This is a genomic window from Stenotrophomonas sp. 93052_Sma (assembly GCF_056481145.1).
The window spans coordinates 524,816-549,187 of record NZ_CM151134.1 but is presented as its reverse complement, the minus strand read 5'-3'; the positions used below and the strand labels follow the sequence as shown (position 1 = coordinate 549,187).

Here is a 24,372-nt window from a genome sequence, read left to right as displayed (position 1 = left end):
GATGGTCGTATGTAGAGGTGTTGTGGATGGTCACGCTGTATCTGTGGGTGCGAACGCTGCTTCCGCTGCTGGCGTTCGTGATCGCCTGGATGCTGCTGTCGCGCCTGATCAAGGCCCGCGTGGCGCGCCTTCCACGGGTTCCCTTGAACCTGCCCGAGCACAGCAGCAGCCCGCGCAGGAAGGACCGGCGCATCTACGCGCGCAAGCTGCGGCGAAAGCCAGGTCTGCGTACCGCAACTCGCCCGGCCTCCGCGCCGCGCAGCTGGAACCTCGCAGCGGTGTTCGTTTCGCTCTTCACGTTGATCGCCACCGTGCTGGTCGTGCCGGATGGCGCGCTTCCAGGTCATGGTCGAGAGCATCACCGGCTACCCGGCTACGATTGCTGAAGTACATGTTCCCGCTGCCGGGCAGCCCCTCGTACTGCAGGCGTGGCAGCCAGCACTGGCGCAACTGTCGCGGCCGGTAACGATGCGCTACCTGATCGGACGCACCGGCGGCGAGCATGATGCGCACGCCATGCTACCGGTACAGGTGAGGCATCAGGGGGATCGCCTGCAGGTGGCTACGGCAGTGCCGGTGGATGCCGAGCTGCTGCGTGCAGAGCTTGCGCGCTTGGCGGGGCTGCCGACGGAGGCAATCACCGTCCGCCAGCGCGAGATCTCACCCTGGCTGGAACCCGGCTGGAAGCCCCTGGTCGACCTGTAGAGTCGAGCCCATGCTCGGCTGCTGTTGCAGTAGATCCACGCCATGCATGGATGGATGCAGAGCGGAGTCGAGCATGGCTCGATTCTACAGATCACGATCCGCGCGGCAGCTTCGCGGCCCACATGTTGTCCACCAGATTGGGATAACGCCGCCCGTTCTCTTCCGCGCGCTGCCGGGCTGCCTCCTTCTGCGCAGGCGACAACGGCTGCGACGTCTGGCCCTTGGGATTGGGCTTCTTCCACGGGGGCGTCTTCGGTTCACGCATGGGCGCAGCTTACTGCTTCAGAAAGTTCAACAGCGCCAGATTGAAGTGATCCGCATGACTGGTGTTGCAGCCATGCGGCGCGCCTTCCAGGATCACCACCTCGCTGCCCGCAATCGCCTCATGGGTGCGCTGGCCGGAGCCCTCGAACGGCACGATGGCGTCACTGTCACCGTGCAGGATCAAGGTCGGCACCGTGATCTTCTTCAGGTCATCGCGGAAATCGGTAGTGGCAAACGCCTTCATGCAGCCCAGCGCCGCCACCTGGTCGGATTGATGGCACAGCGCGATCGCCGCCTGACGCGTCTCTTCGGTCACCATCAACTGGCCGTTGGCGCTGAAGAAATCGCGGGTGAAGCCATCGAAGAACGCCTCACGATCCTTCTCAAGACCGCTGCGCATTTCATCGGCCTTTTCCTGGGTGAGCGGGCCATCCGGGTTGTCATCACTGCGCAGCAGATACGGCGGCACCGCCGCTGCAAACACCACGCTGTGCAGACGGTCCTGCCCATGATTGCTCACATAGCGCGCCACCTCACCGCCGCCCATCGAGAAGCCGACCAGGCTGACGTCGTGCAGGTCACGCTCCTCGATCACCCCGGCCAGGTCCGCTGCCAGCGTGTCGTAGTCATAGCCCTCGGCCGGCTTGTCGGAACGGCCGAAGCCGCGCCGGTCGTAACTGATCACCCGATGCTGCGCATCGCGCAGGATCGACACCTGTTGTTTCCAGGCATCGGCAGACAGCGGCCAGCCGTGGATCAGAATGATCGGGCGGCCGTCACCACCGGTGTCTTCAACGTGCAGGCGGATGCGGGAAGCAGGCATGGGAGCTCCTGTGGAAGGGGAGGCTTTCAGGCTATTGGCCGGCCCCTATCGCGACCGTGACGGAATCGCCGATCGCCATGACATCGCCTGCACAGGCGACGCCGCCGGAGCCGGGCCGTCAATGCGGGCATTCACTCCGTAGAAGGGCCGTTTCATCGGAAGCCGGCTGCAGCGGCCCAAACGCCATGCGAGCCTGCATGAACCATCCCCGGGAGTTTCGCCATGCTGCTGCTTACCTTGCCCCTGCTTGCTGCCGGTCTCGCTGCCGCACCGTCGCCCGCCGATGACCTGCGCCAACAGATCCGCCAGGCCGATACCCAGCTGTTTGCTGTGGCCTTCGAGGCCTGCGATGCCGACAGGGCCGCCGCGATGACCACCGAAGACATGGAGTTCTTCCATGACAAGGACGGCAAGTCAGCCAGCAACCGCGAGGACTTCCGCCGCAGCGTGGCCAACATGTGCAGCAATGCGCGCGAGGGCGGCTGGAGCCTGCGCCGTGAGCTGGTGGAACCTTCGCTGCAGGTGTTCCCCTTGCGCGACGAGCGGGCGCTGGAAATCGGCGACCACCGCTTCCATGAACGCGGCAAGGACGGCGTGGAGCGCTGGGTGGGCCAGGCCCGCTTCATCCAGGTCTGGCGCCGCGTGGACGGGCGTTGGCTGGCCGAACGGGTGATCAGCTACGACCATCGGCCGGCGGACTGACCCCTCGGGCGCGCTTCACGGGCCGGATCTATACTGACCGGGCCCACCACGACCCATCGCTACCGTTCGATCGCCATGCCAGAGATCACCCCCAACCACCCCGACTACGGCCTCAACCAGCAGATCCGCCAGGGCGTGGCCGCACTGGACGCCCAGCATGGCCGTCCGTTCGACCAGACCAGCGAGCGCCTGGCCGCCAGCCTGACTGTACTCGCCCGCGAGCAGGGCCTGCAGCAGGTCGACCATGTGCTGGTCAGCAATGCGACGGCCCAGCATCCGGCCGGGCACAACATCTTCGTGGTGCAGGGCGACCCGACCAATCCTGCGCATCTGCGGGCAATGATGCCGACCGCTGTGGCGGCGCAGATGCCGGTGGAGCAGTCGATGCAGGCGTTGGGGTTGACGGCGCAACAGCAGGTCGAGCCGCAAGCGCAGGAAATGCAGAATCCCACTCCGCGGATGGGGTGAGCGTCAGCTCATCCGCATCATGCTCTGCTCCTGCACGGCCAGTTGAGGCTCCTGACCTACCGCAAGCGCCTGCGCCTTCTGGTCCTGCTCCAGCTGCTCCACCTTGGCGAACGATTGCTCCACGGGTGCTTGCGCGGCCGTTGCGGTCTCCATGGATGCCCGCGTATGCGCCGGGTTCGCTGGATCGCCCTCGATAAGGAAGATCCGCTGGCCTGCCCCTGCATCTGCAGTGGCCTGGCTCAGCGCCACGTAATCCACCCGCTCGATACCCTTTTCCTTCGCCAACGCGAGCAGACTCGCAGAGATACGCTCGCTTGCATCGTCGTAGACTCGGCCATGCTGCTGGTCCACCTCCGCCACCTTGCTGCGAATGGACTCCAGCAGCTCCCTGTCTTTCTGCGGAAGATGCTGCTCGCTGATCAGGCGCTGCATAAGCGTGCGCTCCGGCATCGGGTTGCGCACTTCCCTGTTCAGCTCGCTGTCCGGAAATGGCGCGCGGATGCTACGGATCGCATCCACGTTGTCCAGCGGCTTGAGGTTGCCCTCGAAGCCCTTCCGCTCCATGCCCAAGATGTTATGACGATGCAGGCCCGCGTGATTCAACGCGCCCCAGGTGAAGTCGATGCAGCTGTTGCTGGCGCCGTTGTAGTTCATCTCAAAGCCATGCTTCGCAGGGGCGTTTCCAAACGCCAGCAGCTTGTCGTACTGCTCCTTGGAGATCTCCATATCACGTCGGTAGATCGGCTTCTGATACTGATCTGCATCATTGGTGTACACCTTGCCCGGGCCACTTCGGGCGCCATGCTCTTCCGGCGCGAATCCCAGGCTGTGGCTCGTCTTTCCATCGGAGACCGTGTAGTACACATGCCCGGCCATGGACGTTCCACCGGCCCGCAACGGTGTTCCGGGTGCGGCAACGTAGATGGAAACAATATAGCGATCATCCATGACGTACTCCTACTTGGCGCGGTGTGTGTAAGCCAACTGCAGTTCAGACGGAACAGCCTCCAGCCCCGCGGCCGGTGACAGCAGGCGAAGGCGCAGGCGGTAGTGACCGGGTTTCACCTGCTCGGCCCAGGCAAAGGTCACGGTGCGATAGTGCCCGTCCGGCCCAATCAGACCGGCAGCCACCAGGGACGCGTCGTCAGCACTGTCGGGTACTACGCCGGGCACATGCCCATCCGAGCCGACAGCCACCATTTCAGAAGGTTCAAAACCATTGAACTGGCGACGGGTCAGCGGCACCGGCTCAGTACCAACCTGCTCGACACGTTCAAGCAGCACTTCAGCCGGCAGTCCCTCGCGCACGAGGCGTTCGGCAGCCTGCGCTGCCTGTGCGTCATCCTCGCCTTTCACGCGAAGGCCGATCAGCAACGTGGGGGCAGCGTTCGGGCCGGGCGGTGTCAGTTCAAAATCGACCACCATCGGTTCATGCATGGCGGTGACCGGGAACGGTCGGATGATCGGCACGACGTTCTCCTGAGCTGTGGCCGCGCGGGTTTGGGGTGCGGGGGCCGCGGCGGGTTGGCAGGCCGCCAGCAGAACCAAGCATGCAGCGCTGGCCGTCCTCAACAGGTAATTCCGAAGTGTCATCCATGGACCTCGTCTGTAGCGTCTTCTGAAAATCTACACCAGGTGCGTAAGCCACAACGTGATGCCAGCTGGATTCCAGGGCATCGGACTGCGCCGTTCAGGTGAAAATGAAGAAGGGCAGGACGCATCGCCCTGCCCTTCCCTCTCACGCTGCCGAACAGCCTTACAGCTGAATCCGCGCCACGCTCTCGTCGGCGCCCTTGTCATCCTTCTCGCCGTTCTTGATGCTCACGTACAGCACGTTGTTCTTCGCATCCAGCGCCAGACTGTTCGGGTGGGTCGGCACCGTGTAGGTGGCCACCTTCTGGTAGCTGTCACTGTTGTAGGCCGTCACCGTACCGGCTTCGCGGTTGGTCACGTACAGGCGCTTGCGCGGTGCATCCAGCAGGATGCCCAGCGGGCCGGCGTCGGTCGGGATGCTGGCCAGTTCCTTGCCAGTGCTGCGGTCGAGCACCAGCACGCGCTGGCCCGGATGCTTGCTGACCAGGCCGCTGCTCTTGGCCTGGTAGCCACGCAGGAATTCCGAGCCCTGGTCGGTCACGAACAGGCGCTTGCCGGCCGGGTCCAGCGCGATGTTCATCGGCTGCTCGGCGGCGATCTTGTGCTGTGCCACCACCTTGTTCGAATCGGTGCCCACCACCACCAGATCGGCCAGCAGGTTGCTGGTGTAGACGCGCTTGTTGGCCGCATCCAGCGCCAGGCCCGGTGCCTTGGCATTGCCCAGGCCGTCGATGGTGTTGATCACCTTCAGCGTGGTGGTATCGATCACGAACAGCACGCTGCTCACGTCCGGCTGGCTGCTGTGGCCGGTCACGTACAGGCGGTTGGCCGCGCTGTCGACCACCAGTTCGCGCAGGTCGTGGGTGTAAGCAGCCTTGCCGTCCTTGCCGGTCTTCTTCTCCATCAGCTGGATGGTGCCGACGGCCTTGTTCTGCGCGGTGTCGACCACGGTCACCGACAGGTCCACGGTGTTGCCCACGTACAGGCGGTTGTGGGCGTCATCCAGCACCACGCCGAACGCTTTGCGCTCCAGCGGGATGCGGGTTTCCACGGCCAGCGTGGCCGGGTTCAGGCGCAGCACCTGGGCCGGGCCGGCGTCATCGCCAAAACCACCGGACGAGGCCACGAACACGGCATTCTGCTTCGGGCTGTAGGCCAGCTCGTACAGGCCCTTGGCCACCGCCTGGCGCTGCACGGCGGCGGTGGCACTGGCGGCGGGTGCGTTGTCGGCGAACGCGGAGGGCACGCCAAGGCTGAGCGAAACGGCAACGGCCAGGGCGGCCGAGCGGAAGAGAGGATTACGGAACATGCGAGCGTCCTTGAATGGGCACGGGAGGGTGTCCTGGCTCGCTGGGCCGTTCTACGACGGCCCGACCTGCATCTGTCTGCGCGGGGTGGGCTGGCTGGGTAGCGGGGGAATGGTAGCAGTTCTCAATTGGCGATGCGCCAATCGGTCTCGGCCACAGTGTGAGGACGAGAAACCGCTCGTTGGCATCTCCGCTCCCCGAAGATGTACGGCCTAAAGAACTTGGCCAACTCGCCGATTGCCACAGTGGGCAATCCACGTTTCGGAGCAAAATTGGAAATCAGGACACGCGCAAAAATCTACGCTTGGCTATTGCTGGCTGCTGCAATCAGCTACGTGGCGTGGTCATCATTGACGATATATACGCCCTTGGTCTCTAGTGAAACGGGTCAGACGTCGCTGAAGGAAATACGCGACTACAGCAATGAACTGGCAGAACGAATGCAGAAGACACGCGCCGAGCACAACCTCCCCTTCATTGGCGAGCAGCAGCTTACGATTGATCACGTTACAGGCATCAATCATCTGGCGGCCGACGCAGCAAGAGCGAGGCAAAGATACTTCGACCCTGAGCACACTTACGTTTGGAAGGGCATACTCGACGACATCAGTAACTACGTCCAACATCTGGACGGATTTGGATCCTCAGACCCAAATGATTCCAAGATGCGCCTTCAGGAACTGAACTCAGCACTCCTGCAGGTCTTGACCAATCGCGACAGGGCTGTGAAGACGATGGAGGGAACCAAGCAAATCTTCAGCGTTCATATTGGCGAAGCCAAGGGCTCGCTGTATACGGACATCCTGATGACGAAGACTTTGCTGGATGCCGGCGTGAACGAACACCTTCTGCTGACGACACAATCAAGTGCACCGCCATTCGAGGATATCGTCCGCTTGCAGAATGCGGAGTGGGCAGTATTCGAGCTGCATCAACAGTTGGGCCGCGACTACGAGCAAGCCAATCGAATCCCAACTGCGATTCGCCTGCTAATCGGGCGTTGATGACACAGCTCGTACAGCCGAGCAAGCAACCGTTGGCGCGGACTATTGCTCCTTCAACCGCAGCGAATCGGCCACATCGGTCTTGGCCGCCACTTCTGTAGCGATGCTGGCGCGGCGGTGCCCCGGGTCGTTGCGATCGCCCTGCACGATGAAGATGCTCTCGGCGGCATGGCTGCTTTGGGTCGGCTGGCTGAGCAGCACGTGGTCCACGCGCGAGAGATTGTTCTGCTTGGCCAGCACCAGCAGGCTGGCGCTGATGCGCTGGCTGGCGGCATCGAACGGGCGGCCATGCGCGGCATCCAGCTCGGCCACTTTCTGGATCAGCTGCGCGAACAGGCGATGGTCCGGATGCGAGGGGTCCAGCAGCGTGCCGGCCACTTCAATCGGCGTCGGCGGCGGCTCATCGCTGGCGCGGTCGCCCTGGCGATGGTGTTCGGCCTCGCGCTCGGGCATCGCATGGTGGGTTTCGGCATTCAGATCGCTACCCGGGAACGGCGCGGCAATGCACTGGATTTCCGGCAGGTTGAACAGCACCGCGAACTCGCCCAGATTGCTGCCGCCGTCCAGCGGCGCCGGCAGCGGATGCAGGCCAGCGTAGTGCAGCGCGGCCCAGACGAAATCGCTGCAGCGGTTGATGGTGGCCGGGCGATCCACATCGAATTCGAACTCGGCCGGTTCCTCGGCGAAATCACGCAGGCAGCCGTAATGCTCCTCAGTGATTTCCAGAGTGCGGCTGTAGTACGGGTCCAGATGCTCATCGGCATCGTCGTGGCGCACCTGCGCGTACTGCGCACCCGTGGGGGCTTCACCCGGCGCCTGGCGCGGCGGTGCGAAGCCGTAGCTGTGGGCCACGTCGCCTGCCGCCACCTGCAGGTACATGTGGCCGCGCGGGGAGATGCCTCCACTCTTAAGCAGGGTGCCGGGGGCGGCCAGATAAAGCGTTGCCGTGTAGCGTGTTGCCTGCTCCATGCCTGTTCAGCCTTGATGGGTGCTGCGGTCCTGGCTGGATGATGGCATAGGTGGGATGGGAGGCAGGTGGAGGAGCCCGGGGCCCGTAGTGGAGGCATGCTGAATGTGTGAACCAGCGAACGCTGAGGCACCGGATGCAGATATGGAGCGTGACCGGCTCTGTGGAATACGCCGCAGAACCTGTCCTATAGTGCCTCGTACACCTCAAGGAACGGCCGCATGAACCTGCCACCGCCGGGCCGCTGGTTGGCCCTGGCCATCGCCTTGGCAAGCAGCACGGCCTGCAGCAAGGCCCCCTCCAAGGAACCGGAGCACCGGGAGACCCCCATGACCGACACCGCACAGTCCCACACCGTGGACGGCTACACCTATACCACCGCCCCCGTGGAAGCCACGCTGGGCCCACACCGCTACGCCTTCCCCGCCAACCTGTACGACGACCAGATGGGTCCGGCGGTGGGCGGCGGCATCGGCCTCACCCTCCTGTGGCCCGACCTGCAGGCGGCACCGCCGGGCACGCGCGCCTCGCGCAGCATGTCCGACCACCACCGCGCCATCAGCCTGTCGCTGGATTACATCGACGCCCTCCCCATCGCCGAGCTGCTGCCGCGCAAGACCAGCACCGAAGCGACCACCGAGGACGGCTCGATCAACCGTGACGACCCGCGCCGCCGGCTGGACCTGCGCAACGCCGGTACGCCGCACTTCGGGCTCACCCCGTACGTCATCGACGAAGCCCGCATGACGCGGTTTTCCGAGGCGTATGCCGCGCAGCGCGGCGCGCCGCCGGTGCGCACGCCCGAAACCGACCAGGAGTGGTACATCGCCCGCGACACACAGGGCGCGCTGGCCACCTTCATCACCTGCAATCCGCCGCAGGATGGGCGCGAGGGGCTGACCGTGCAGGGCACCACGCTGGTGGATGACCCCGATGTGCCGGTGGCCACCTGCACGCATACCTTCACCGACCCGCAGGATGGGCTATCGGTGCGCGCGATCTACCCGCGCGTGCTGCTCAAGGACTGGAAGGCCGTGGAGGACGCCACGCGCGTCCTGCTGGCCCGCTACAAGCTGCGGTAACCGACCAGGGTTCAGGAGGAACGACACATGGGTGAATTGACCCGCAAGGATCTGGAGATCCTCAGGGAATACGCAGACAGCGGAAACCGCGAGCGCTACTGGAGCTACCTGGCGCACAAGGAACATTCCGATGGCTACGGTCTGCTGGCCCTGGGCGTGGTGCGCAACGACAACCTGCCGGGCCAGGTCGCCAACGCCTACGCGCAGTCGCAGGCCCGTGACCAGCACGACCGCAACCCGGCCCTGCAGAACCGCAACCTGACCGAGCGCGAATGGGAGGCCTTCGGCCAGACCCTGCTGCACCGCGACCTGGAACGCCGCGAGCACTGGATGGAGGCCAAGCGCCCCGATCTGGCCCTGAATCTGCCCGGCCGCGATGTGCAGCAGGCGCACGATGAAGCCTTCAAGCGCCACCACCTCGACCCCAACTGCTGGACCCCGCGTGTGCTGCTGGAAGCCACCCGCAAGGAACGCGGAGAGGGCAAGGCCGAGGAAGTCTGGAAGGAGATGCTCAACAACGATGTCGGTGGTACCCAGCGCGCGGCCAACACGCTGGGCAGCGCGTACCTGGCCATGCCCTTCTGGAGCGCCACCGGCTATGTCGGCCGGCTGGGCCTGTACGAAGGCTCGCTCATGGCTGAGGCACTGCCCAGCAGCGATCCCAATGTCATCGGCTCGCGCAGTTCGTACCACATGTATTCGGAAAAGGAGCAGGCCTGGTACCTGCAGGTGCCAGGCAGCATCCCACTGCGTGAGCACAACCCGAGGATCATCGCCTCGCTGGACGACGCCCGTGCCGTGCGCCTGGAGCGCGCGGAGAAGGCCACGCACTTCCACCCCGAGGACAGTTACCGCACCCGCCTTGAAACGCCCAAGGTGGTGATGAACGAGCCGCTGGAGCGCGATGGCCGCGAAACGCAGCTGGCCGCCAACCGCCCCGACCACGCCAACGATCCGGTGTACCAGCAGATCCGCGGCCAGGTGGCCAGCCTGCAGGCCGAGCACGGCCTGGTACTGGGCAACAACCCTGATGGCGTGACCGCGCGCCTGGCGGTGCTGGCCAAAGAGAACAACCTCAGCCAGGTGGACCACGTGATGCTCGGCAAGGCCAACGGCCCTGGGGGTGCGGGGCAGAACCTGTTCCTGGTGCAGGGCGCGCTGGATGATCCGGCCCACCTGCGGGTGGCCATCTCCGCCGAACAGGCCGTGCAGGCGCCGGCCGAGCAGAGCTACCGGCAGCTGGACGCACTGGCGCAGCGTCAGACGCAGGATGTGGAAAGCGCGCAGCAGGTGCAGCGGGAGGGGATGCGGATGGCGTGAGCCTTCCGTGGGCCAGGCAGGGGGCAGCGCATGCGCCCTGCCCGGCCGACCCGGTCAGTCCGGCAGCAGTTCGATCCGCCAGGTATCCAGCAATGCCTGCACATCCTCGCCGCCTTCCGCACGCGCTTGCAGGTGCCCCAGAAGATCCTGCTGGCGCGGCTGTGCAAAGACCATGCGATACAGCGCCAGGCTGCTCTTCAGCCGATCAAAGCGATGCTTGTCCTGGCTCAGAGGAAAATGGAACACCTTTCGCTCGACCGCCACACCGCCCGGTGCCTCGCAGATCCAGTAGGGAATCAAGCCCGCCAATGGCGTGTCCTTGTGAGGCAACTCTGCATTGGTGAATAGTCCCGCCCATGGGTCACCGGCGGCCTGGTCGGCCACGAACCCTGCCAGCCGCGCAACGTTTCGGCGGACGGCCAGTCCTTTGTAGCGATGAACGCGCCCCTCCCGCTGCTCAAGATCCACCGGATTGCCAGGCAGGTTCCAGTGAACGATTGAGTGGCACCAGGAATGGAAGTCCAGCCCTTCCTGCCCCACCGAAGTGGATGCGAGCACGAAGGGACGGAAGGGCGAGTTGAATGCATGCTGCAACGCGTCCTTGCGGGCAACCACCTTGTCGTCCTCGGTGGCATTTCCGTAGCGCATCGCATACCGGCAACGCAATGACAGCGCATCGTCGCGCACGAGCTTTCCATCCAACAGCTTCACACCCTCAGGGTGAAGCTGGCTTGCGCGCACGTGGCCCGCATCACTCACGCCCTTCGCGATGGCCTGAGCATGGGTAGATTTCTCGTCCGCTGCGTTCTGCTCGTGCAGCAGATGCAGGTACTCATCAAGCAAAGCCTGCAAATTGCCTTCTGCGCAGTAGGCCACCGCCCGCCGCCAATACACCCCACCTTCCTCGTGAGTGATGATGGCGACCGCTTCGGGCATATTCAGCTGTCGGCGGAACACGTCCGCAATTTTTATGGCGGCCTGGCGAAGGTCGGCCTCATTGTCTCCCGGCAGCAGGCGCAGCAATGCACGCAAAGCGCACACACCTGGTGCCGCCAATGCGAGATCAGCCAGTACCTCGGCAATGTCGTCGGGACGTGGCCCAAGCGTCTGCAGAGAGGGCTCGTCAAAACCGCGCCCCCATACCTGTCGCCAGTAAGCCACATGACGGGAGAACCCCTGCCCTGAAACGCTGGCGCCACCGTCTTCCTCATCCTCACCCGCACCAATCGTCAGGTCCTCCGAACCCCAGCACGGGTCCACATGCGATTGGACATGCGCACGCTCAAGCAGAAGCAGCGTCAACCAGTACCAGCGCACGTCAGGCGGCCCCGAGTGCCTGGACGCTGGCAGGTCAAGCGACTCCATCCTCTCCCTGATCCGACCGGCAGCCTCACGCCTGGCATCTGCCAAGTGCAGCGAGCCACCTGCAGCGACCGACATCGCCAAGGGATCGACCATTGTGGCCAGCGCGAGGGAAGGAACCAGCAGAGTGAGCGCGTTCATGTCCTCATGCCCGCTCTTGCCGCTGTTGAAGCGCAAGCGAGCACTCAGGCTCTTGCCAGGCGCGTCGTATCCGGGCTGGAGCGCATGCCCCGCCATGGCCAATTGCTCGGCATGGTAGGAAAGAAGGCCGGCAATCGCATCAGGAACCATGTTCCAGCTTGAGAACACCAGCGTCTTGCTGAAATGGGATACCTGCGCGTACGCACCCTCTCCTGCCCAGTAAGGCATGGAAGGAGGAACCCACAACAAGCGCCAGCTGCCCTGGTCCTCCATATCCTTGGCCAGCACGTCCATTCTCGGGTTTGCCGCCACCAACGGGCTGTACCGCTGCAGCGCATCCTGATCCAGCGTCCTGTACTGCGGATGCTGGGACAACGCCCGCCCCAGAGCCGCCTTGCCCTGTCGATCCATCATGCGGCGCTTGAAGGTGTATCCGTCCTCACGCATGAAGTTCAGCAGGTAGGGACTGGAGCGCCAGAACTCCATGACATCATTCGTCCCCGCCGCTCTTGCAAGCGCATCCACGCAGGCGTAGTCCGCCAGGTCCTCCGATGTCAGCGACAACGGAAGCGGGACATCCCTCACCATCGCATCGCGGCCCCGGGTTACACCCACGCGCTCGGTCCGGCACATCACCTTCTTGAGCCGACTCTCGATTGCACCCTTGAGCACACGTGCATCATCCTGCGATGCCCCCACGCCCACCAGCGATGCACGGAATGCGGCGAGGTCAGCGCGGAGCGCGGTCACCTCTTCCGGATCATTGAACAGGAATGACGCCGTTGCCAGGAAGTCGCGGTAGTGATCCTCCTGCTCCTGCTGGGCGACGAACATCTTGTAGGGCGTGGCCGAAAGCAGGAGCACGCGAGGCTTGTTCTCATGGTCGAACAACTCCTGCGCCAGCTTTGCAGCAGAAGATGCCGGGGCAGCCTCGTCATCGGAGTCAGGATCCTGCACGGCAAGAAGCTCGCGGAAGCGCTGGAACTCATCCAGCACCACCAGATCAGGCTTCAGTGCCTTCAGGCAACAGTGCGCCAGCGTGGTGCGCAGCCAGGACGTCAGCTCGAGGGCTTCGGCGCGCTCGTCACTGTCCAGTGCACGCGTCCGCCGACCGGCGTGCCTGTCACAGACTTCGACAAGCTGTCTCAATCGCTTCTTGTCCAACGACTTGACAAACGTACGGGTGATGGCCTCATCCGGTTCATCCACGCCGTCCTCGTGCTCAAAATGCTGCCGCCAGCCATCTCCCAGACCGCCACGCAGCACCCAGGCCAAGCCGTTGGCATTGAGCCTGGATACGCCCTGCAGCATGCGATGGATGAGCACGCGCTCGCGGGCCAGTCCTCCACGGCTGGTTGTTTCAAACGAAGTACCTGGTGTGAAACTGATGAAGTTCACACCGTCGCCTTCCAGACCGCCATCGGCAAGCGCCAGCGGCAGCAGGGTCAACCGGGTAGCGCGAACCGCTTTGGTCGAACGAAGCCGAAGACGCTCCAGGTTCTGCGATGCGATGGAAGCATTGGAGCAGATGTAGATGATGTCCATGCGCTCTTTGCTGGCTGCCTTATGGGCAACCACGCGCGCGATCAGACCTTTGGCCACCTGCGTCTTGCCCAGCCCCACCTCATCGGCGACCAGGAAACGCAGTGCCGGATCGTGATCTTCGTACATGCGTCGGAACGCATAGTTCACCGTCCTACGCTGGAAGCCCTTCAGCCGCTCAAGAACGGGGGTCGGATCCGAAAGATCTGTATTCCTGTTCATTACGCAGCCTCCTTGCCAATAGCGTTTCCCACAACTTCCCAGAGGGCCAGGAAATCATCGGGCAGACAGGGCTGCCCATCGAACTGCTTGTCCTTCAACCGCTTCACCATGCGATCAATCGCTTCAAGTCGTTCAGGCTCGCGGGAATAGATCCGCAGCAGCTGTTCAAACAGCGGGTAGTTCGCCATGAGGCCACTCGCATCCCTGCTGCCGCCGCCGCTGCCTTCGGATCGATTGCGCGCTCCACAGCCTGCGGCCTGGGGATCATCCAGCAGCAGCGCGAGATAGCGCAGGAACGCCGCGCGGTTACCCAGGAGTTGTGCCACCAGCGCGTCCGCGCGGTCGTCTGGAGCGCCTTCCAGTGAAACTTCCAGCGCGAAGCGCAACGGCGGGACGGCCAGCTCCTCGGCGCGGGTACTGTTGGGCGTGACCTGGAAGCCAACCAGCGAACTCACCTCATGGCCGGCAAAGGTTCCCAGATCAACCTGACCCGCCTGTACAGCACGGGCCCGCTCGGAAACCACCGCCAACGGCCACGCGTGCAGCGTGGCACCGTCAAGCGGAAGGCCCGGGCACGAAAGCGCGAGGTTCCATCCCGAGACCGGATGGGTTTCGCAGTGCAGCGTCCAGGCGGCAGCTGCAATCTGGCGACGGATGGCCTCCAGCTGGTCCTGCAGCTGGCGACGCTCTGCGCCCTCCGCATCTTCGCCCTCACCGGGCGTGTACGTGTCCAGCAAGGGCTGGAGATGCTCGTCAAGCCACTGCCTCGGCGCGGGAATCCTGCTCACCGGACCGCTCAGCTCCGCAACCACTTCAACGTTGCTGCCGTTCTGCACAACCGCGTTGGTGTAATTGGCCGAACCGACTGCAACGTGCACCCGTTGGCCGCGCTGGAACACGGCCACCTTGGCGTGCAGGCCCTGCAGCGTATCGGCCTGTCCAGCCTCTTCGCCTTCGGAGAGCAGCGTGTCAGGCTTCAACACGTAGGCACTGTCATCGGCCAGGCAGGCGCCGGCCGGAAGCCTATCCAGCTCATCGGCGCGACTCACCAGCATGAAGTCGCCGTTGCAGTGCTCGCGCAGCGTCTGCAGCGCGCCAGCGCGTACGAAGGGAGAGACGATCAACACATCCTGGGCCTTGCCACCGCCCTCGAGCGGACTCCACGGCACTGCCCGCTTTGCAGTACCCAGCACGTGGAACGCCAGCTGGGTGAAGCCCGGAGGCTTTTCCCAGTCAGCGCGCTCGATGTCCTTCGCCAACGATACGATCATCGCCTGCCGCTCCAGGTCCGGCGACGCCCCTTCGGTATTCAGCGGCAGCCAGCGCAGGAAGTCCGCCAGCGGCTTGTTGCTGGCCTCCTTGGCCTTTCCCGGCACACCATCCAGGCGCAGGCTCACGTCCCAACAGCGGTCCCAGGTCAGATTGCGGGTCAGCACCAGCAGACGTACGACGGTGGCAGGTTCGGCGGCCGCATCGATGGCCACATAGCGCAGCGCCCAGATCTTCGGGTGGAAGGCGCCGCCGTGTGGGGCGCAGACCTCATGCACCATGCCCTCAGCCAGCACCGCCAATGCGCTGCCTGCTGGCGGTGCTTCCATCCGTCCCCGTTCGCAGAACACCGCAAGCCTGCGGCTTGCCCGGCGCAGCCCTTCCACGAGGCGCAAAGGATCTTCTTCGGCGCTGTTGTCGTGGTCGCCGAGCAAGGCGAAATGTGCAGGCAATCCCAGCAACGCGCCCAGCGACAGGCTGTACGTAGTGGCGACGCCGGCATCAAACCGGTAGCCGCTGGGGGGCTGCAAGGCCTCGGTCAGAGTACTGCGTGCAGATGGATGGATCATGCGGCCTCCAGGCCGTGCAGGAGGTCGGCAAGGTGACGGCGCGTGATGCCCCACCGGTAATTGAGGATTCCGAGGCCGGACGCACCGCTCCAGCGATCGAGGTTTTCAGGATTGAAGCGCGAGAGATTGCCTTTCAGCGAGCGCTCCCGCTCACGCACGAGACTGCGTGATTGCGGGCTGTCGGCCTGGCCGGCCTTGACCAGCGCAAGCCAGCTGCTCACGAACTCGCGGGTGCGCGGATGAATCGGACGCCCCACCCGTTCCACCTGCTCCCAGAACCGCACCATGTCCCATTCGCCCAGCTGCGAAGCCGGAACGCCGTCGATCCAGGTCTTCAGTTCCTGGCCGTACTCCTCACGACGTTCATCGTTGGAAGACGCCTCCGCCAGGGCAAGGTTGTAGACCAGCGACGCACCGTTGGCGAGACGGGAGAACTGACGCGCGTGTTCCACGAGCTCACGCAGCGGCTGCGGAGCCTGGCGGATCTGTGGATGCAGCCATGGGAACCCGGCGTCGGCACAGTCGCCCAATCGCCCCTTGTCCTGCGCCAGCCACACCAGCAGGGTCTGCGGGTGATGAACCTTCCATTGCTCGCGGATGAACTCCGCCTCGTCCGCGGTCAGGGACAGCGATCCCTCTTCCAGTGCGGCCACCGGTACGAGCTTCTCCAGTGAGGGATGCCAGGTCTGTGCAATCAGCTCAGCGTCCTCCATCCCGTCGTCGCGTTGCTGCTTCCAGCTGCGCTCCCTGCGAATCTGCTCGATGGCCGAGAAGTAGTCCTGCTGGGAGCCCGATCGCGCGAAGATGCCCCAGGAGCGCATGCCCGCCCAGTAGACGGAGCTGGCAAGGCGCTTGAGCGTGTGGCCGGAATCACGACCGAACGCCCCGTCCTCCGCCGCCAGGCAATCATTTAGCTTCAGCTCATCCTGCCGCGCACGCTCTGCATAATCCCTGGGGCGTACCGAAGAAGCCTCCAGGCCCATGAACATCCTCGGCAGCAGAAGCATGTATCGCAGCCGCGTCTGGATGACGGAGGTGCCGGGGAACAGCTGGTCGGACAACGCATCGCGGATACCGCCAAATCCGAGCTCGTCGCGGGTGCCGGGCTGGTCCAGAAGAGCCAGCAGCGTAGCGCTGCGTGCCTGTGCCGCAGCGTCATGGTCGAGCCATGTCAGGCTGGAAGGCATCTCAAATCCTCCCGCAGGCGCGTGCGCGCGTGGATGCGCGGCGCGATACATGGCGCGTGCATTGGGTCTGCTGGTTCATCACTTTCCCCTGTTCCTGTTTCTGGTGTGGGTGACGCTTGTATCTGTGCTGCTCGATTGCTCTTGCATGTGCCGGCCAGCCATTCTTCCGATCAATGCGTCACTGGCTGTCGCGCCCTCAAAGAGGATGGACCAGCAGGACGCACCATGGGCAGGGATGCCCCCGCCATTCATACGGAGGCAAGCCGCCCATGTGGGGACGTACACAACGTTGGACCTATCACTGCCCAGCCTGCGGTTGGCTTCGTATCACCCCGCCAGCGGGGGATGTGCGTCTGCCGGGGCTGACGCACTTCTCCCATTGCCCGCAGTGCAGGTCACCCGCCGTCTCTGGCCGCCCCACCCGCACCCTCGACCACCTTTGGAATGGTCTGCCTGAGGCCTGGCGGAAGGCAGGCCCCAAGCCATAGCGACATTCAGGCAAAGACAGGTCATGCCAGGCCACACCCGCATCAAGCGGGCGTGAGCACCCGTCTTGCTGCATCGAGGAAAGCGGCATTGATCTGGTCCGCATCGACAAGAAGTCTGGACAGGGCGTCGAGGTTCATCGCCGCGTTGATGGTCTCCACGTTCTGGGTTGCCGAACGCATGGTTGCCGCATCCTGGACATCTCCCTGCATCAGGTCCAATGCAAGCGCACGCGCGGCCGAGCGGCAGGCCTTCGCCGTCGCGATGGATTCGGTGATGGCACTGCGATAAAGCTCGAACACCTCGTTGATCCGATCCTCGACATGCTCCATCGGCAGACGACCCTTGGGACGTTCACGCAGGAAGTCCTGCATGGATTTTCCACGGAATTCGTACTCCTTGCCGTACTTTGAGGAGTAAACACTGATGCCCTCAACCGTGATTCCATTCAGCTCGATTTCGTCCTCGATCTGCCCCAGGATCTCTTCAATCTGATCAGCTGATCGCAGATCGGCCTTGTTCAGAACCACGTAGACAGGGCGTCCCTCGAAACCAATCTCCTTCAGGAATTCGATATCCGAATCCGGAGTCGTACCGTTGGCGTCAATTCCGATGACCCAGAAGAGCACATCCGACTTCCGCGAGTGAGACACGGCTACCGCGCGATCGCTCTGACTGAAACTACCCTCGGTACCCGGGTTGTAGCCGGGGGTATCCATCAGACAGATGTTGCCGGTGCGCTCGGTGTCCATGCTGGTACCGACGCTTACCAAGGGCATGATCCGCTTGAGGTCAAAGCTGAACTTCTCGACAAACGCACGGGACATTTCCTGGTAGAACCCGGCATCCAGATCAATGCAGCCGCCATTGAACGAATACGCCTGGATCTGCGTCTGCTGCGCGGGATACACGTAGCTGGGGATGACGGTTGCCGGCGTGACGCTGGAGAGCAGCTTGAAATCCTTGCCGAGGAAGCTATTGATGAAGGCCGACTTTCCGCTGCTGAAGCCACCGACCACCCCCACGACCGTGCGGCGGAAGATGTCCGGATTGGCCGCCATCAGGTGCAGCTCCTGCTGGATGGACTGCAACAGCCTCAGCGCCTTCGCTTCGTCAGCGAGGGACGCCTCGGCACTAGCAAAGCGCATGTAGTCATCATCGAGCAGCTTCTGGAAGGCTTCGATTCCCTCATTTCGCGGCGGCGGCACAGCAAGCAGGCGCGAAACGAGCGCAAAGCGGATCTGCGTTGCGGCATGTTCGGCCTGCAGAAGATCCAGGTCGCCACCCAACTGACGGCTCTGCTCCTGCTCGCTTTCAAGCGCAGCCTGGGTTGCAGCATGCTGCATGGACTGCACCTTAAGGCGGTCCTGGGCATCCACCAGGCTCGTCGTCAGTTGCGCCCGGGCCATCTTCTCGGCGCCGTAGCGCTGGCTCAGGTCCAGTTCGCGCCTGCCCGCTTCCTGAAGCTCCTTCTGCAGCTCCTGCGAGACCTGCCTCTGGGCATCGAGTTCGCCAGCCAGTGCCTGCTCGCGGGTCTGCGCATCGTCACGCTCGCGACTACGGGTGGTCTCACTCTCGGCCAGGGCCTCGGACACACTCTTCAGCTCAGTTCCCCGCTCCGCCAGAGCCTCCGATGCGCGTTCAAGTTCGGTCTCGCGCTCTGCCAGAGCCCCGGATGCGTGTTTCAGTTCAGCTTCCCGCTCTGCCAAGGCAAGCGCGCGTTGCTCCGCCGTGATGTTGAGCCGTCGATGGTCCTCCACGATGGAGATCCAACGCTGGCTGGCTGCATCCATCTGCTCCTGGATGGCGGTCACGTGGGGCCGACGGCCCCACGGCTTCCACCCGGCGAGGTAGGTAAGGTGCTGCGCGCTGGTGCCTTCGAACAACGGCCTGCCATTGTCACCACTCACTGCATTGCCTCCAGCTCCGCATCCATCATGGTCAGTGTCGCCCGCGTCTTTTCAGCGTCTTCCATCAGCGCCTGCAGTGCATCGAACTGAGCTTGAATGTGCCCAATGAAGTCATCTGCAACAGACTTTGGAATTGCCCTCTTTACTGTCTCAACATACTCGTAGACCGCAGCCTCAGCCGTTTCTCGCAGTGTCTCAATGGCGTGCTGCGCCTGCTCGAGGAACGTATCGGCCTCGCTACCCTTCAGCTTCATGGTGGATGCCTTCAGCACCGGTGCCCGAAGCGAAACCGGAGGAAACTCCACGCCATTGACGATGCTCTTCAGCGATGAATAAACCGCCTCGATGTCCAGCTCATCGTCCAACTGCCGTCGCGCCGTCTGGAGCAGTTCTGCAAACAGCCGCTTGCCAAATTTGGCCTGCAACTCAGTCGCTCTGCTGTCAAGATCTGTTCGCAGCCCACTAGCAAATGCCGATACGGCGGACTTCACAGCAGCAGGCAGGACGGTGCGGTTGTTCTCCTCATACTCCCGGTAGCCGCCATCCCAGAGTTTTCTTGCCACCCAATTGAAGGCGCCAGGAGACTCAGTGCGGCGGGTGGTTTTCTCGGTACCTACCGTCCTGCTCACCCCCGAATCGGCAGCGTCGTAGGCGCCATCGATGACCTCCTTCATGGCCTTCCTGAGGCCATTCACGAAACCAGTCTTGATACCCATGAGCTCATCATCCAGAGCCACCGTAAGGTTGAATTTGCGACGTTCCAGCCCTCGCTTGTTCTTCTTCAGCTCCGTCAGCCCGGCCTCACCAATCTCCCCTCTGCGCAAAGACAACTGTCTGCGCAGCTCACGCAGCAGCTCGACCTGCTTCCGCTCCTTGGCATCCAGCAGGTCCTGGCGCCGAGCGGCCAGCACGCGCGCTTTCGCTAAACGGGTCTGTTCCACCACCTCATGCAGACCGGCCATGTTGGCCAACTGATCGAGATTGGTGCGTGACAGCCCTGGATTGTCATCCCTGAAGTAGTCCGGGTAGGTTTCCTTGAGGTTCTGCCATGCCGTCAGGCGGCCACCTTGCCAATCCGCCACGCTGTCGAACTCGACGGACATCGAATGGCACATGCCGGAACTGTGGATGATCGCATCCTCACCCTTGTCCACCAGGCTCTGGAATACATCGCCAACCTCGGGGTTGGAGAGCTTCAGCTTATCCAGCACCTTGCCCGCATGGCCCGCAAGCTCCCGCCGCAGACCGGTCAGCGAAGCATGCAGCTGTGCCTGCATTTCCGAACCATGCAGCGTGTTGTCCACCTGGCTGGCAACCAGCACCAGTTCGCGGATGCCCTCGGCAGCGGTGATCCGCGCCATCACGTCCAGATCTTCCTGACTCATGAACTGCGCTGCCGGGCTGACGACAAACACCACATCGCAGCACTTCAAGAGATCATGGGTGCGTGCCTCGCGCGATGCAACCGGGTCATTCAGCCCCGGCGTATCGATGATGCGCAGCCCGCGCAGCGCCTCCACCGGCATCTCGATGTCGACGCTCTTGGTTACAGGCATGTAGCGACCTTCCGCGGCAACGTAGTCCGCCAGCAGCGCCGCCAGGCCCTGTACGTCGTCAGCCTCCAGCGGCTTGTCCTCCTTCAGGCGGGCCAACGAAAGGCCGGATGCTGTGATCTTCTCCCACTGCTCGTGCGAGGCCTGCAAGGACGGCTGCTGGGTGGCCAGTGCCCGTCGGGCACCCCGCTCGGCCAGCTCCCTGCGGCGCTCAGGGTCCAGGCCCGCACGCCCTTCCGTGCGTCGCAGCTCTTCGATCAGCGACTTCTCAAGCAGGTCGCTGTACGCAGCAGCGGCCTGCTCGATGTTGGCAAGATCCGCCTCGGAGTAGAAGCGCGCGGTCGCCTTGAACCGGTCGCCGTAGGTCAGCGTGGTCAGTGCTGCGGTCATCGGCGTCGCCGCCTGCGGCAGTACTGACTCCCCGTTGAAAACCAGCGCGTTGAGCAGCGTCGATTTGCCGGCCTTGACCCGGCCGACAATGCCAATGTCCATCAGGCGATTTTCGTCGTCCAGTCGCAACAACGCTTCCTTCAGGCTATCGATCGTGTCGATCTCCCACTGCGACGAAGCCCCGACGGCGCCATTGAGAATGTCGGCGTGTGCTGCAAGCCACGTGATCAACTTCTGCTGACGGTCCAGGATCACTTCAGCACTCATCGGGCGGACTCCAGCGCGACGACTTCGTTCGCAACGGAGGTCAGACCAGCTTCCGCTGCGTCAAGTGCTTTCACGCGTGCCGCGCGGGCAGGACTGCTCTGCTCGGCCACAACACTTTCCAGCAGCTGCCGTTTTTCCTCGATGGCCGTCTTGAACTCATGCACGGCCTGCTCGATCAGGCCATCAACCTGTGCCTGCAGCAGCTCGGGCAGCTTGGTCCGGAACTCGCGCTGCACCGACGGAATAACCTGGTTGTCGATGGTCTTGCGCAGCTCCTCCTCGCGGAGCTTGCGCGACACAAACCCGAGGATCTCCGGCAGGAAGATCACGACCAGCTCGATCGCCGGAGCCACGACGCTGGTGGTGACCGCCAGAACGGTGGTGATACTGCGGAAGGCGACTCGGGCTCTCTGGGTCTTCTCCCGATCATTCTCGTCATCACCGGCATAAGGACGCAGCAGCTTCTCGTCTTCACGCGCCTTCTGCAGGTTGCCCTGCCAGCGCTCGAGCGCTTGACCGGTCTGGGTCAGCGTCTCCTGCACGCGCGTCTGCATCTGCTGCGTCCAGTCCGGTCCGCCGACACTGCCAACCTCATCCACCTCGCGCTGAGACAGGGATTTGGCCAGATCACCAATCGCCTGCTGGCTCAGCCCTTCCATGCGTTCCTTGACCACACGACTCAAGCGCTGGCGGGAAATATCGCTGACGACCTGCGCAAACCGCGGGTTGTTGCCACCGGCAGCGGCCGCCTGCAGCTCACTGGAGGCCTCGCGAAGGGCCTGGCCTACTTCCTCAACGCACTGTTCGACCACCTGGCTCAGGCGGCTACGGCCCAGCTTGGCGACGAGGGCGTCGCGCTGGGCGTTCAGATCATCCAGGGCATCATTCAGCTGACGTACGCTGCGATCAATATCCGCATCGCTCTGATCCAACGCCTTGCGTGCCATTTTCACCTGGGCACGAGCGTGGGCAAGCTGGCGCGAGATTCGCGGCAGGAAGCGGCCGATCCACAGATCACTTGCACTGATCTTGGGCAGCAGACTGGCCAGTCCATTGCCCTGCTTGCGGTCGTCGCGTGCCATGGCCGGCGCAACGCCCAGGCGCAGCTCAAGCTGCTCCCGTACAGCCACTTCCACGGCATCCACTTCTTCGGCCGAACGCAGGTTCGCCTTGCTCAGCAGGATCGAGAATCCAGCCTCATAGGTCTGCATGGTTTCAAGCTGGCGCAGCGTCGACTCGGCCAGAGTACCGTCGGGCACGCTCACGGCCACGATGAAGTGCGCGCCACGCGGCAGATAATGGGCGATGGCCTTGTTGTGGCTGTCCAGCGAGGAGCCGAAGCCGGGCATGTCCACGAGAACCTGTGGATACAGCGCTTCCAGGCGCGGGTCGTCCAGATGCAGTTCCAGGTGCGTGTACGACGAGGCCCGCGGCTTGATGGACAGCAAGTCCTCCACGGCGAGCCGATCACTGCCACCATCGGCACGGTGCGCCAGAACGTGGGGATCCCGGCTGAAGCGCAACTCGGTGGCCAGCTCAGTCTCCGGGGTGATACCGACCGGGAGGATGTCCGCGCCCAGGAAGGTGTTGATCAGCGAGCTCTTTCCTGCACTGAACGCACCGATGATCGGTACCAACAGTTCGGCCCGCTGCATTTCTTCGGCGAGCGAGTGGTTTTCAGGCAGTTCGATCGCTGCGCTGTCAGCCAGCGTCGTAATCCGGTCCAACAGACCAAGGCATTGATTCTTAACAGCGAACATCTGTTTCCCCTGTGTGGCGTGTAGGTCGAAGGAGTAGCGCGGAAAGATTGTGTTGCGGGCGTGCGACATCCGGCGTCGCACCCACACGTCAGTAACGCTGTGCGGCGCTTCGGTGGCGAGCGGCGATATCGTCGGCCAGTGCTGCGGGAGCCAGAACGCGTACCGATGCGCCCAGGCCGAGCAGCCACCAGCGCAGTTGGGCGGAGTCATCGACGGTGGCCCGCAGACGGGGAACAAGACCGTCCCCGACGTCCAGCTTCTGATCACGGGAGAGCGGTGTCTCCGCCAGGTGCTGGGCCAGGGCTTCATCAAGCTCCAGCTCAACGGACAGAGGTCCCTTGCTCTCGAAGCCAGCGGCAACCCGGCTCGCATAGTTTCCGAGTTCGAAGGACTCAGCACCTTCGGTGTCGGCGTCGAGCATTTCTGCACGCTGTACCCGGTGCAGCGACAGCGTAGTGGTCTCCGTGCGCCCATCAATCCGTCCAGCCAGGTAACTGGACGTTCCACGCTGGATCATCCCGTAGGGATGGAAGACGTACTCACTGGCATCGCTACGGCCACGGGCCACGTAGTACAAGCGCAGCTGCTTCTCGTTGAAAAGCGCCTGGTGCACGTTGACCGCCACGTCGGTGTCCACCGCAGCCGGCAGCAGGGACTGGCTGGCTGGCACGACGGCGACCTTCTCGTGCCAGCGCCGCGTGGAACGCGTCGTGCGGACCGCCGCCAGCGTCTTCTCTGCCTGGTCAAAGAACGGCGTCAGTGCAGGCCAGTGATTGGCTGGCAACAGTCCCTGCAGGTTGCGCTGCGCGGTGAGCAGCACCACCGCCTGTGAGACGGACATGCCCGGCATGCTGAAGGCGGCCGCGCCGCGCATCCATGCCCAACCATAGGGTTTCTGAAGATCATTGCTCTCGATGGGGAACTGCAGCGACAGGGCGTTCAGATCCCGCTCGATGGTTCGAGTACCCCCCTTGTAGCTCTCCGCCGCCAAGGTCTGGGCGAGCTCCTTCACGGTGCGGTAGTGCGGAGCAGGCTGCAGCAGCTGCAGCAGACGCCACTGGCGCGCCAGCGAGGAGCGGTTATCGGTGTCCATGTTGCCAGTCCTTTGTATGTTTCCACGACATCCCAGCAGGGGATGAGCCGATTCAACCGAAAGCTGCGACATCTGATGTCGCAAGAAGCCACTTCGGCCAACAACGGGTTCCTTCCCTTGGTCTCGTGATTATCTTGAATCCGATCACGCTTTCACAGCAGACACAGGGCCATCTGCGGGTGCGGATGTGGAACGATGTGTGTTCCGATGGAGGCTCAAGTAATCCAAACGCAAGCCGATAGCGGCCGGCTACGGATGCCAATGGCACGGCGCTCGGCGGGCAGCGACGCATGCCTGCACGGGGCGCCTCGTGGTGGATCGCTCTGCAGCAGAATCTATCGCCAACTCGCGCGCGATGTCTTTAGGAATGGTCTGAAATCCAATCG

18 protein-coding genes and 1 pseudogene are annotated in these 24,372 nt (G+C 63.4%); 6 read left to right on the top strand and 13 right to left on the bottom strand.

Annotated features, from left to right (window positions below; all coding sequences use genetic code 11):
- Window positions 1–26: 26 nt before the first annotated feature.
- Window positions 27–705 (top strand): annotated as a pseudogene (locus tag ACZK2V_RS02525) (hypothetical protein).
- A gap of 91 nt (window positions 706–796) precedes the next feature.
- On the opposite strand, the gene ACZK2V_RS02520 reads toward ACZK2V_RS02525, so the two are convergent.
- Together ACZK2V_RS02520 and ACZK2V_RS02515 are read right to left on the bottom strand one after the other, a co-directional pair.
- Complete coding sequence (locus tag ACZK2V_RS02520; RefSeq protein WP_097048477.1) at window positions 797–970, bottom strand: hypothetical protein; 174 nt, start codon at window positions 968–970, stop codon at window positions 797–799.
- Between the two features lie 9 nt (window positions 971–979).
- Window positions 980–1,792 carry an alpha/beta fold hydrolase gene (locus ACZK2V_RS02515; protein WP_049462921.1) on the bottom strand — a complete coding sequence of 271 codons (813 nt, stop codon included), beginning with the start codon at window positions 1,790–1,792 and terminating at the stop codon, window positions 980–982.
- Window positions 1,793–2,014: 222 nt separating this feature from the next.
- On the opposite strand from ACZK2V_RS02515, the gene ACZK2V_RS02510 reads away from it, so the two are divergent.
- Window positions 2,015–2,494 carry a nuclear transport factor 2 family protein gene (locus ACZK2V_RS02510; protein ID WP_049462922.1) on the top strand — a complete coding sequence of 160 codons (480 nt, stop codon included), beginning with the start codon at window positions 2,015–2,017 and terminating at the stop codon, window positions 2,492–2,494.
- A gap of 75 nt (window positions 2,495–2,569) precedes the next feature.
- The gene (locus ACZK2V_RS02505) at window positions 2,570–2,962 is read left to right on the top strand and encodes an XVIPCD domain-containing protein (protein ID WP_049462923.1); all 393 of its coding nucleotides are present in this window, start codon (window positions 2,570–2,572) and stop codon (window positions 2,960–2,962) included.
- A gap of 3 nt (window positions 2,963–2,965) precedes the next feature.
- Here ACZK2V_RS02505 and ACZK2V_RS02500 read toward each other — a convergent pair whose 3' ends face one another.
- The 3 genes from ACZK2V_RS02500 to ACZK2V_RS02490 form a co-directional block, all read right to left on the bottom strand.
- Window positions 2,966–3,910 carry an XVIPCD domain-containing protein gene (locus ACZK2V_RS02500; RefSeq protein ID WP_049462924.1) on the bottom strand — a complete coding sequence of 315 codons (945 nt, stop codon included), beginning with the start codon at window positions 3,908–3,910 and terminating at the stop codon, window positions 2,966–2,968.
- 9 nt (window positions 3,911–3,919) lie between these two features.
- Entirely contained in the window at window positions 3,920–4,555 is a 636-nt protein-coding gene (locus tag ACZK2V_RS02495) for a hypothetical protein (protein ID WP_143048151.1), read from the bottom strand.
- 163 nt (window positions 4,556–4,718) lie between these two features.
- Entirely contained in the window at window positions 4,719–5,864 is a 1,146-nt protein-coding gene (locus ACZK2V_RS02490) for a YncE family protein (protein WP_049462926.1), read from the bottom strand.
- 219 nt (window positions 5,865–6,083) lie between these two features.
- Between ACZK2V_RS02490 and ACZK2V_RS02485 the strand changes: the two genes are divergently transcribed.
- Window positions 6,084–6,866, top strand: coding sequence for a hypothetical protein (locus ACZK2V_RS02485; RefSeq protein WP_143048150.1), 783 nt, complete (start codon window positions 6,084–6,086; stop codon window positions 6,864–6,866).
- A 42-nt stretch (window positions 6,867–6,908) separates the two neighbouring features.
- Here ACZK2V_RS02485 and ACZK2V_RS02480 read toward each other — a convergent pair whose 3' ends face one another.
- Window positions 6,909–7,835, bottom strand: a complete 927-nt coding sequence (locus tag ACZK2V_RS02480; protein ID WP_049462928.1) for an XVIPCD domain-containing protein — start codon at window positions 7,833–7,835, stop codon at window positions 6,909–6,911.
- A 219-nt stretch (window positions 7,836–8,054) separates the two neighbouring features.
- Here ACZK2V_RS02480 and ACZK2V_RS02475 point away from each other — a divergent pair, with 219 nt between their 5' ends.
- A complete protein-coding gene (locus ACZK2V_RS02475) occupies window positions 8,055–8,915 on the top strand; it encodes a hypothetical protein (protein ID WP_049462929.1) in 861 nt (286 codons plus the stop codon).
- A 27-nt stretch (window positions 8,916–8,942) separates the two neighbouring features.
- Window positions 8,943–10,235: an XVIPCD domain-containing protein gene (locus ACZK2V_RS02470; protein ID WP_049462930.1), complete on the top strand. Its 1,293-nt coding sequence runs from the start codon at window positions 8,943–8,945 to the stop codon at window positions 10,233–10,235.
- Window positions 10,236–10,289: 54 nt separating this feature from the next.
- Here the strand turns inward: ACZK2V_RS02470 and ACZK2V_RS02465 are convergent, their stop codons facing one another.
- From ACZK2V_RS02465 to ACZK2V_RS02435, 7 genes are all read right to left on the bottom strand, one after another.
- Window positions 10,290–13,502, bottom strand: coding sequence for a helicase-related protein (locus ACZK2V_RS02465; protein ID WP_049462931.1), 3,213 nt, complete (start codon window positions 13,500–13,502; stop codon window positions 10,290–10,292).
- Complete coding sequence (locus ACZK2V_RS02460; protein ID WP_049462932.1) at window positions 13,502–15,340, bottom strand: phospholipase D family protein; 1,839 nt, start codon at window positions 15,338–15,340, stop codon at window positions 13,502–13,504. The genes ACZK2V_RS02465 and ACZK2V_RS02460 overlap by 1 nt, the downstream gene beginning before the upstream one ends.
- Complete coding sequence (locus ACZK2V_RS02455; protein ID WP_049462933.1) at window positions 15,337–16,527, bottom strand: DUF6361 family protein; 1,191 nt, start codon at window positions 16,525–16,527, stop codon at window positions 15,337–15,339. Before ACZK2V_RS02455 ends, ACZK2V_RS02460 begins: the two co-directional genes overlap by 4 nt.
- A 530-nt stretch (window positions 16,528–17,057) precedes the next feature.
- The gene (locus tag ACZK2V_RS02450; protein WP_049462934.1) at window positions 17,058–18,923 is read right to left on the bottom strand and encodes a dynamin family protein; all 1,866 of its coding nucleotides are present in this window, start codon (window positions 18,921–18,923) and stop codon (window positions 17,058–17,060) included.
- Window positions 18,920–21,133 carry a dynamin family protein gene (locus ACZK2V_RS02445; RefSeq protein WP_049462935.1) on the bottom strand — a complete coding sequence of 738 codons (2,214 nt, stop codon included), beginning with the start codon at window positions 21,131–21,133 and terminating at the stop codon, window positions 18,920–18,922. Before ACZK2V_RS02445 ends, ACZK2V_RS02450 begins: the two co-directional genes overlap by 4 nt.
- Window positions 21,130–22,893, bottom strand: coding sequence for a dynamin family protein (locus ACZK2V_RS02440; protein WP_032968364.1), 1,764 nt, complete (start codon window positions 22,891–22,893; stop codon window positions 21,130–21,132). The genes ACZK2V_RS02445 and ACZK2V_RS02440 overlap by 4 nt, the downstream gene beginning before the upstream one ends.
- Window positions 22,894–22,981: 88 nt before the next feature.
- Entirely contained in the window at window positions 22,982–23,986 is a 1,005-nt protein-coding gene (locus ACZK2V_RS02435; RefSeq protein WP_004139622.1) for a helix-turn-helix transcriptional regulator, read from the bottom strand.
- Window positions 23,987–24,372 lie beyond the last annotated feature (386 nt).

What these genes read in the sequence shown, in the direction of transcription:
- ACZK2V_RS02490 (WP_049462926.1), bottom strand. Translation starts at nt 5,864, where the DNA reads ATGTTCCGTAATCCTCTCTTCCGCTCGGCCGCCCTGGCCGTTGCCGTT.
- ACZK2V_RS02440 (WP_032968364.1), bottom strand. Translation starts at nt 22,893, where the DNA reads ATGTTCGCTGTTAAGAATCAATGCCTTGGTCTGTTGGACCGGATTACG.
- ACZK2V_RS02520 (WP_097048477.1), bottom strand. Translation starts at nt 970, where the DNA reads ATGCGTGAACCGAAGACGCCCCCGTGGAAGAAGCCCAATCCCAAGGGC.
- ACZK2V_RS02460 (WP_049462932.1), bottom strand. Translation starts at nt 15,340, where the DNA reads ATGATCCATCCATCTGCACGCAGTACTCTGACCGAGGCCTTGCAGCCC.
- ACZK2V_RS02495 (WP_143048151.1), bottom strand. Translation starts at nt 4,555, where the DNA reads ATGACACTTCGGAATTACCTGTTGAGGACGGCCAGCGCTGCATGCTTG.
- ACZK2V_RS02500 (WP_049462924.1), bottom strand. Translation starts at nt 3,910, where the DNA reads ATGGATGATCGCTATATTGTTTCCATCTACGTTGCCGCACCCGGAACA.
- ACZK2V_RS02455 (WP_049462933.1), bottom strand. Translation starts at nt 16,527, where the DNA reads ATGCCTTCCAGCCTGACATGGCTCGACCATGACGCTGCGGCACAGGCA.
- ACZK2V_RS02475 (WP_049462929.1), top strand. Translation starts at nt 8,055, where the DNA reads ATGAACCTGCCACCGCCGGGCCGCTGGTTGGCCCTGGCCATCGCCTTG.
- ACZK2V_RS02480 (WP_049462928.1), bottom strand. Translation starts at nt 7,835, where the DNA reads ATGGAGCAGGCAACACGCTACACGGCAACGCTTTATCTGGCCGCCCCC.
- ACZK2V_RS02435 (WP_004139622.1), bottom strand. Translation starts at nt 23,986, where the DNA reads ATGGACACCGATAACCGCTCCTCGCTGGCGCGCCAGTGGCGTCTGCTG.
- ACZK2V_RS02470 (WP_049462930.1), top strand. Translation starts at nt 8,943, where the DNA reads ATGGGTGAATTGACCCGCAAGGATCTGGAGATCCTCAGGGAATACGCA.
- ACZK2V_RS02445 (WP_049462935.1), bottom strand. Translation starts at nt 21,133, where the DNA reads ATGAGTGCTGAAGTGATCCTGGACCGTCAGCAGAAGTTGATCACGTGG.
- ACZK2V_RS02505 (WP_049462923.1), top strand. Translation starts at nt 2,570, where the DNA reads ATGCCAGAGATCACCCCCAACCACCCCGACTACGGCCTCAACCAGCAG.
- ACZK2V_RS02515 (WP_049462921.1), bottom strand. Translation starts at nt 1,792, where the DNA reads ATGCCTGCTTCCCGCATCCGCCTGCACGTTGAAGACACCGGTGGTGAC.
- ACZK2V_RS02510 (WP_049462922.1), top strand. Translation starts at nt 2,015, where the DNA reads ATGCTGCTGCTTACCTTGCCCCTGCTTGCTGCCGGTCTCGCTGCCGCA.
- ACZK2V_RS02465 (WP_049462931.1), bottom strand. Translation starts at nt 13,502, where the DNA reads ATGAACAGGAATACAGATCTTTCGGATCCGACCCCCGTTCTTGAGCGG.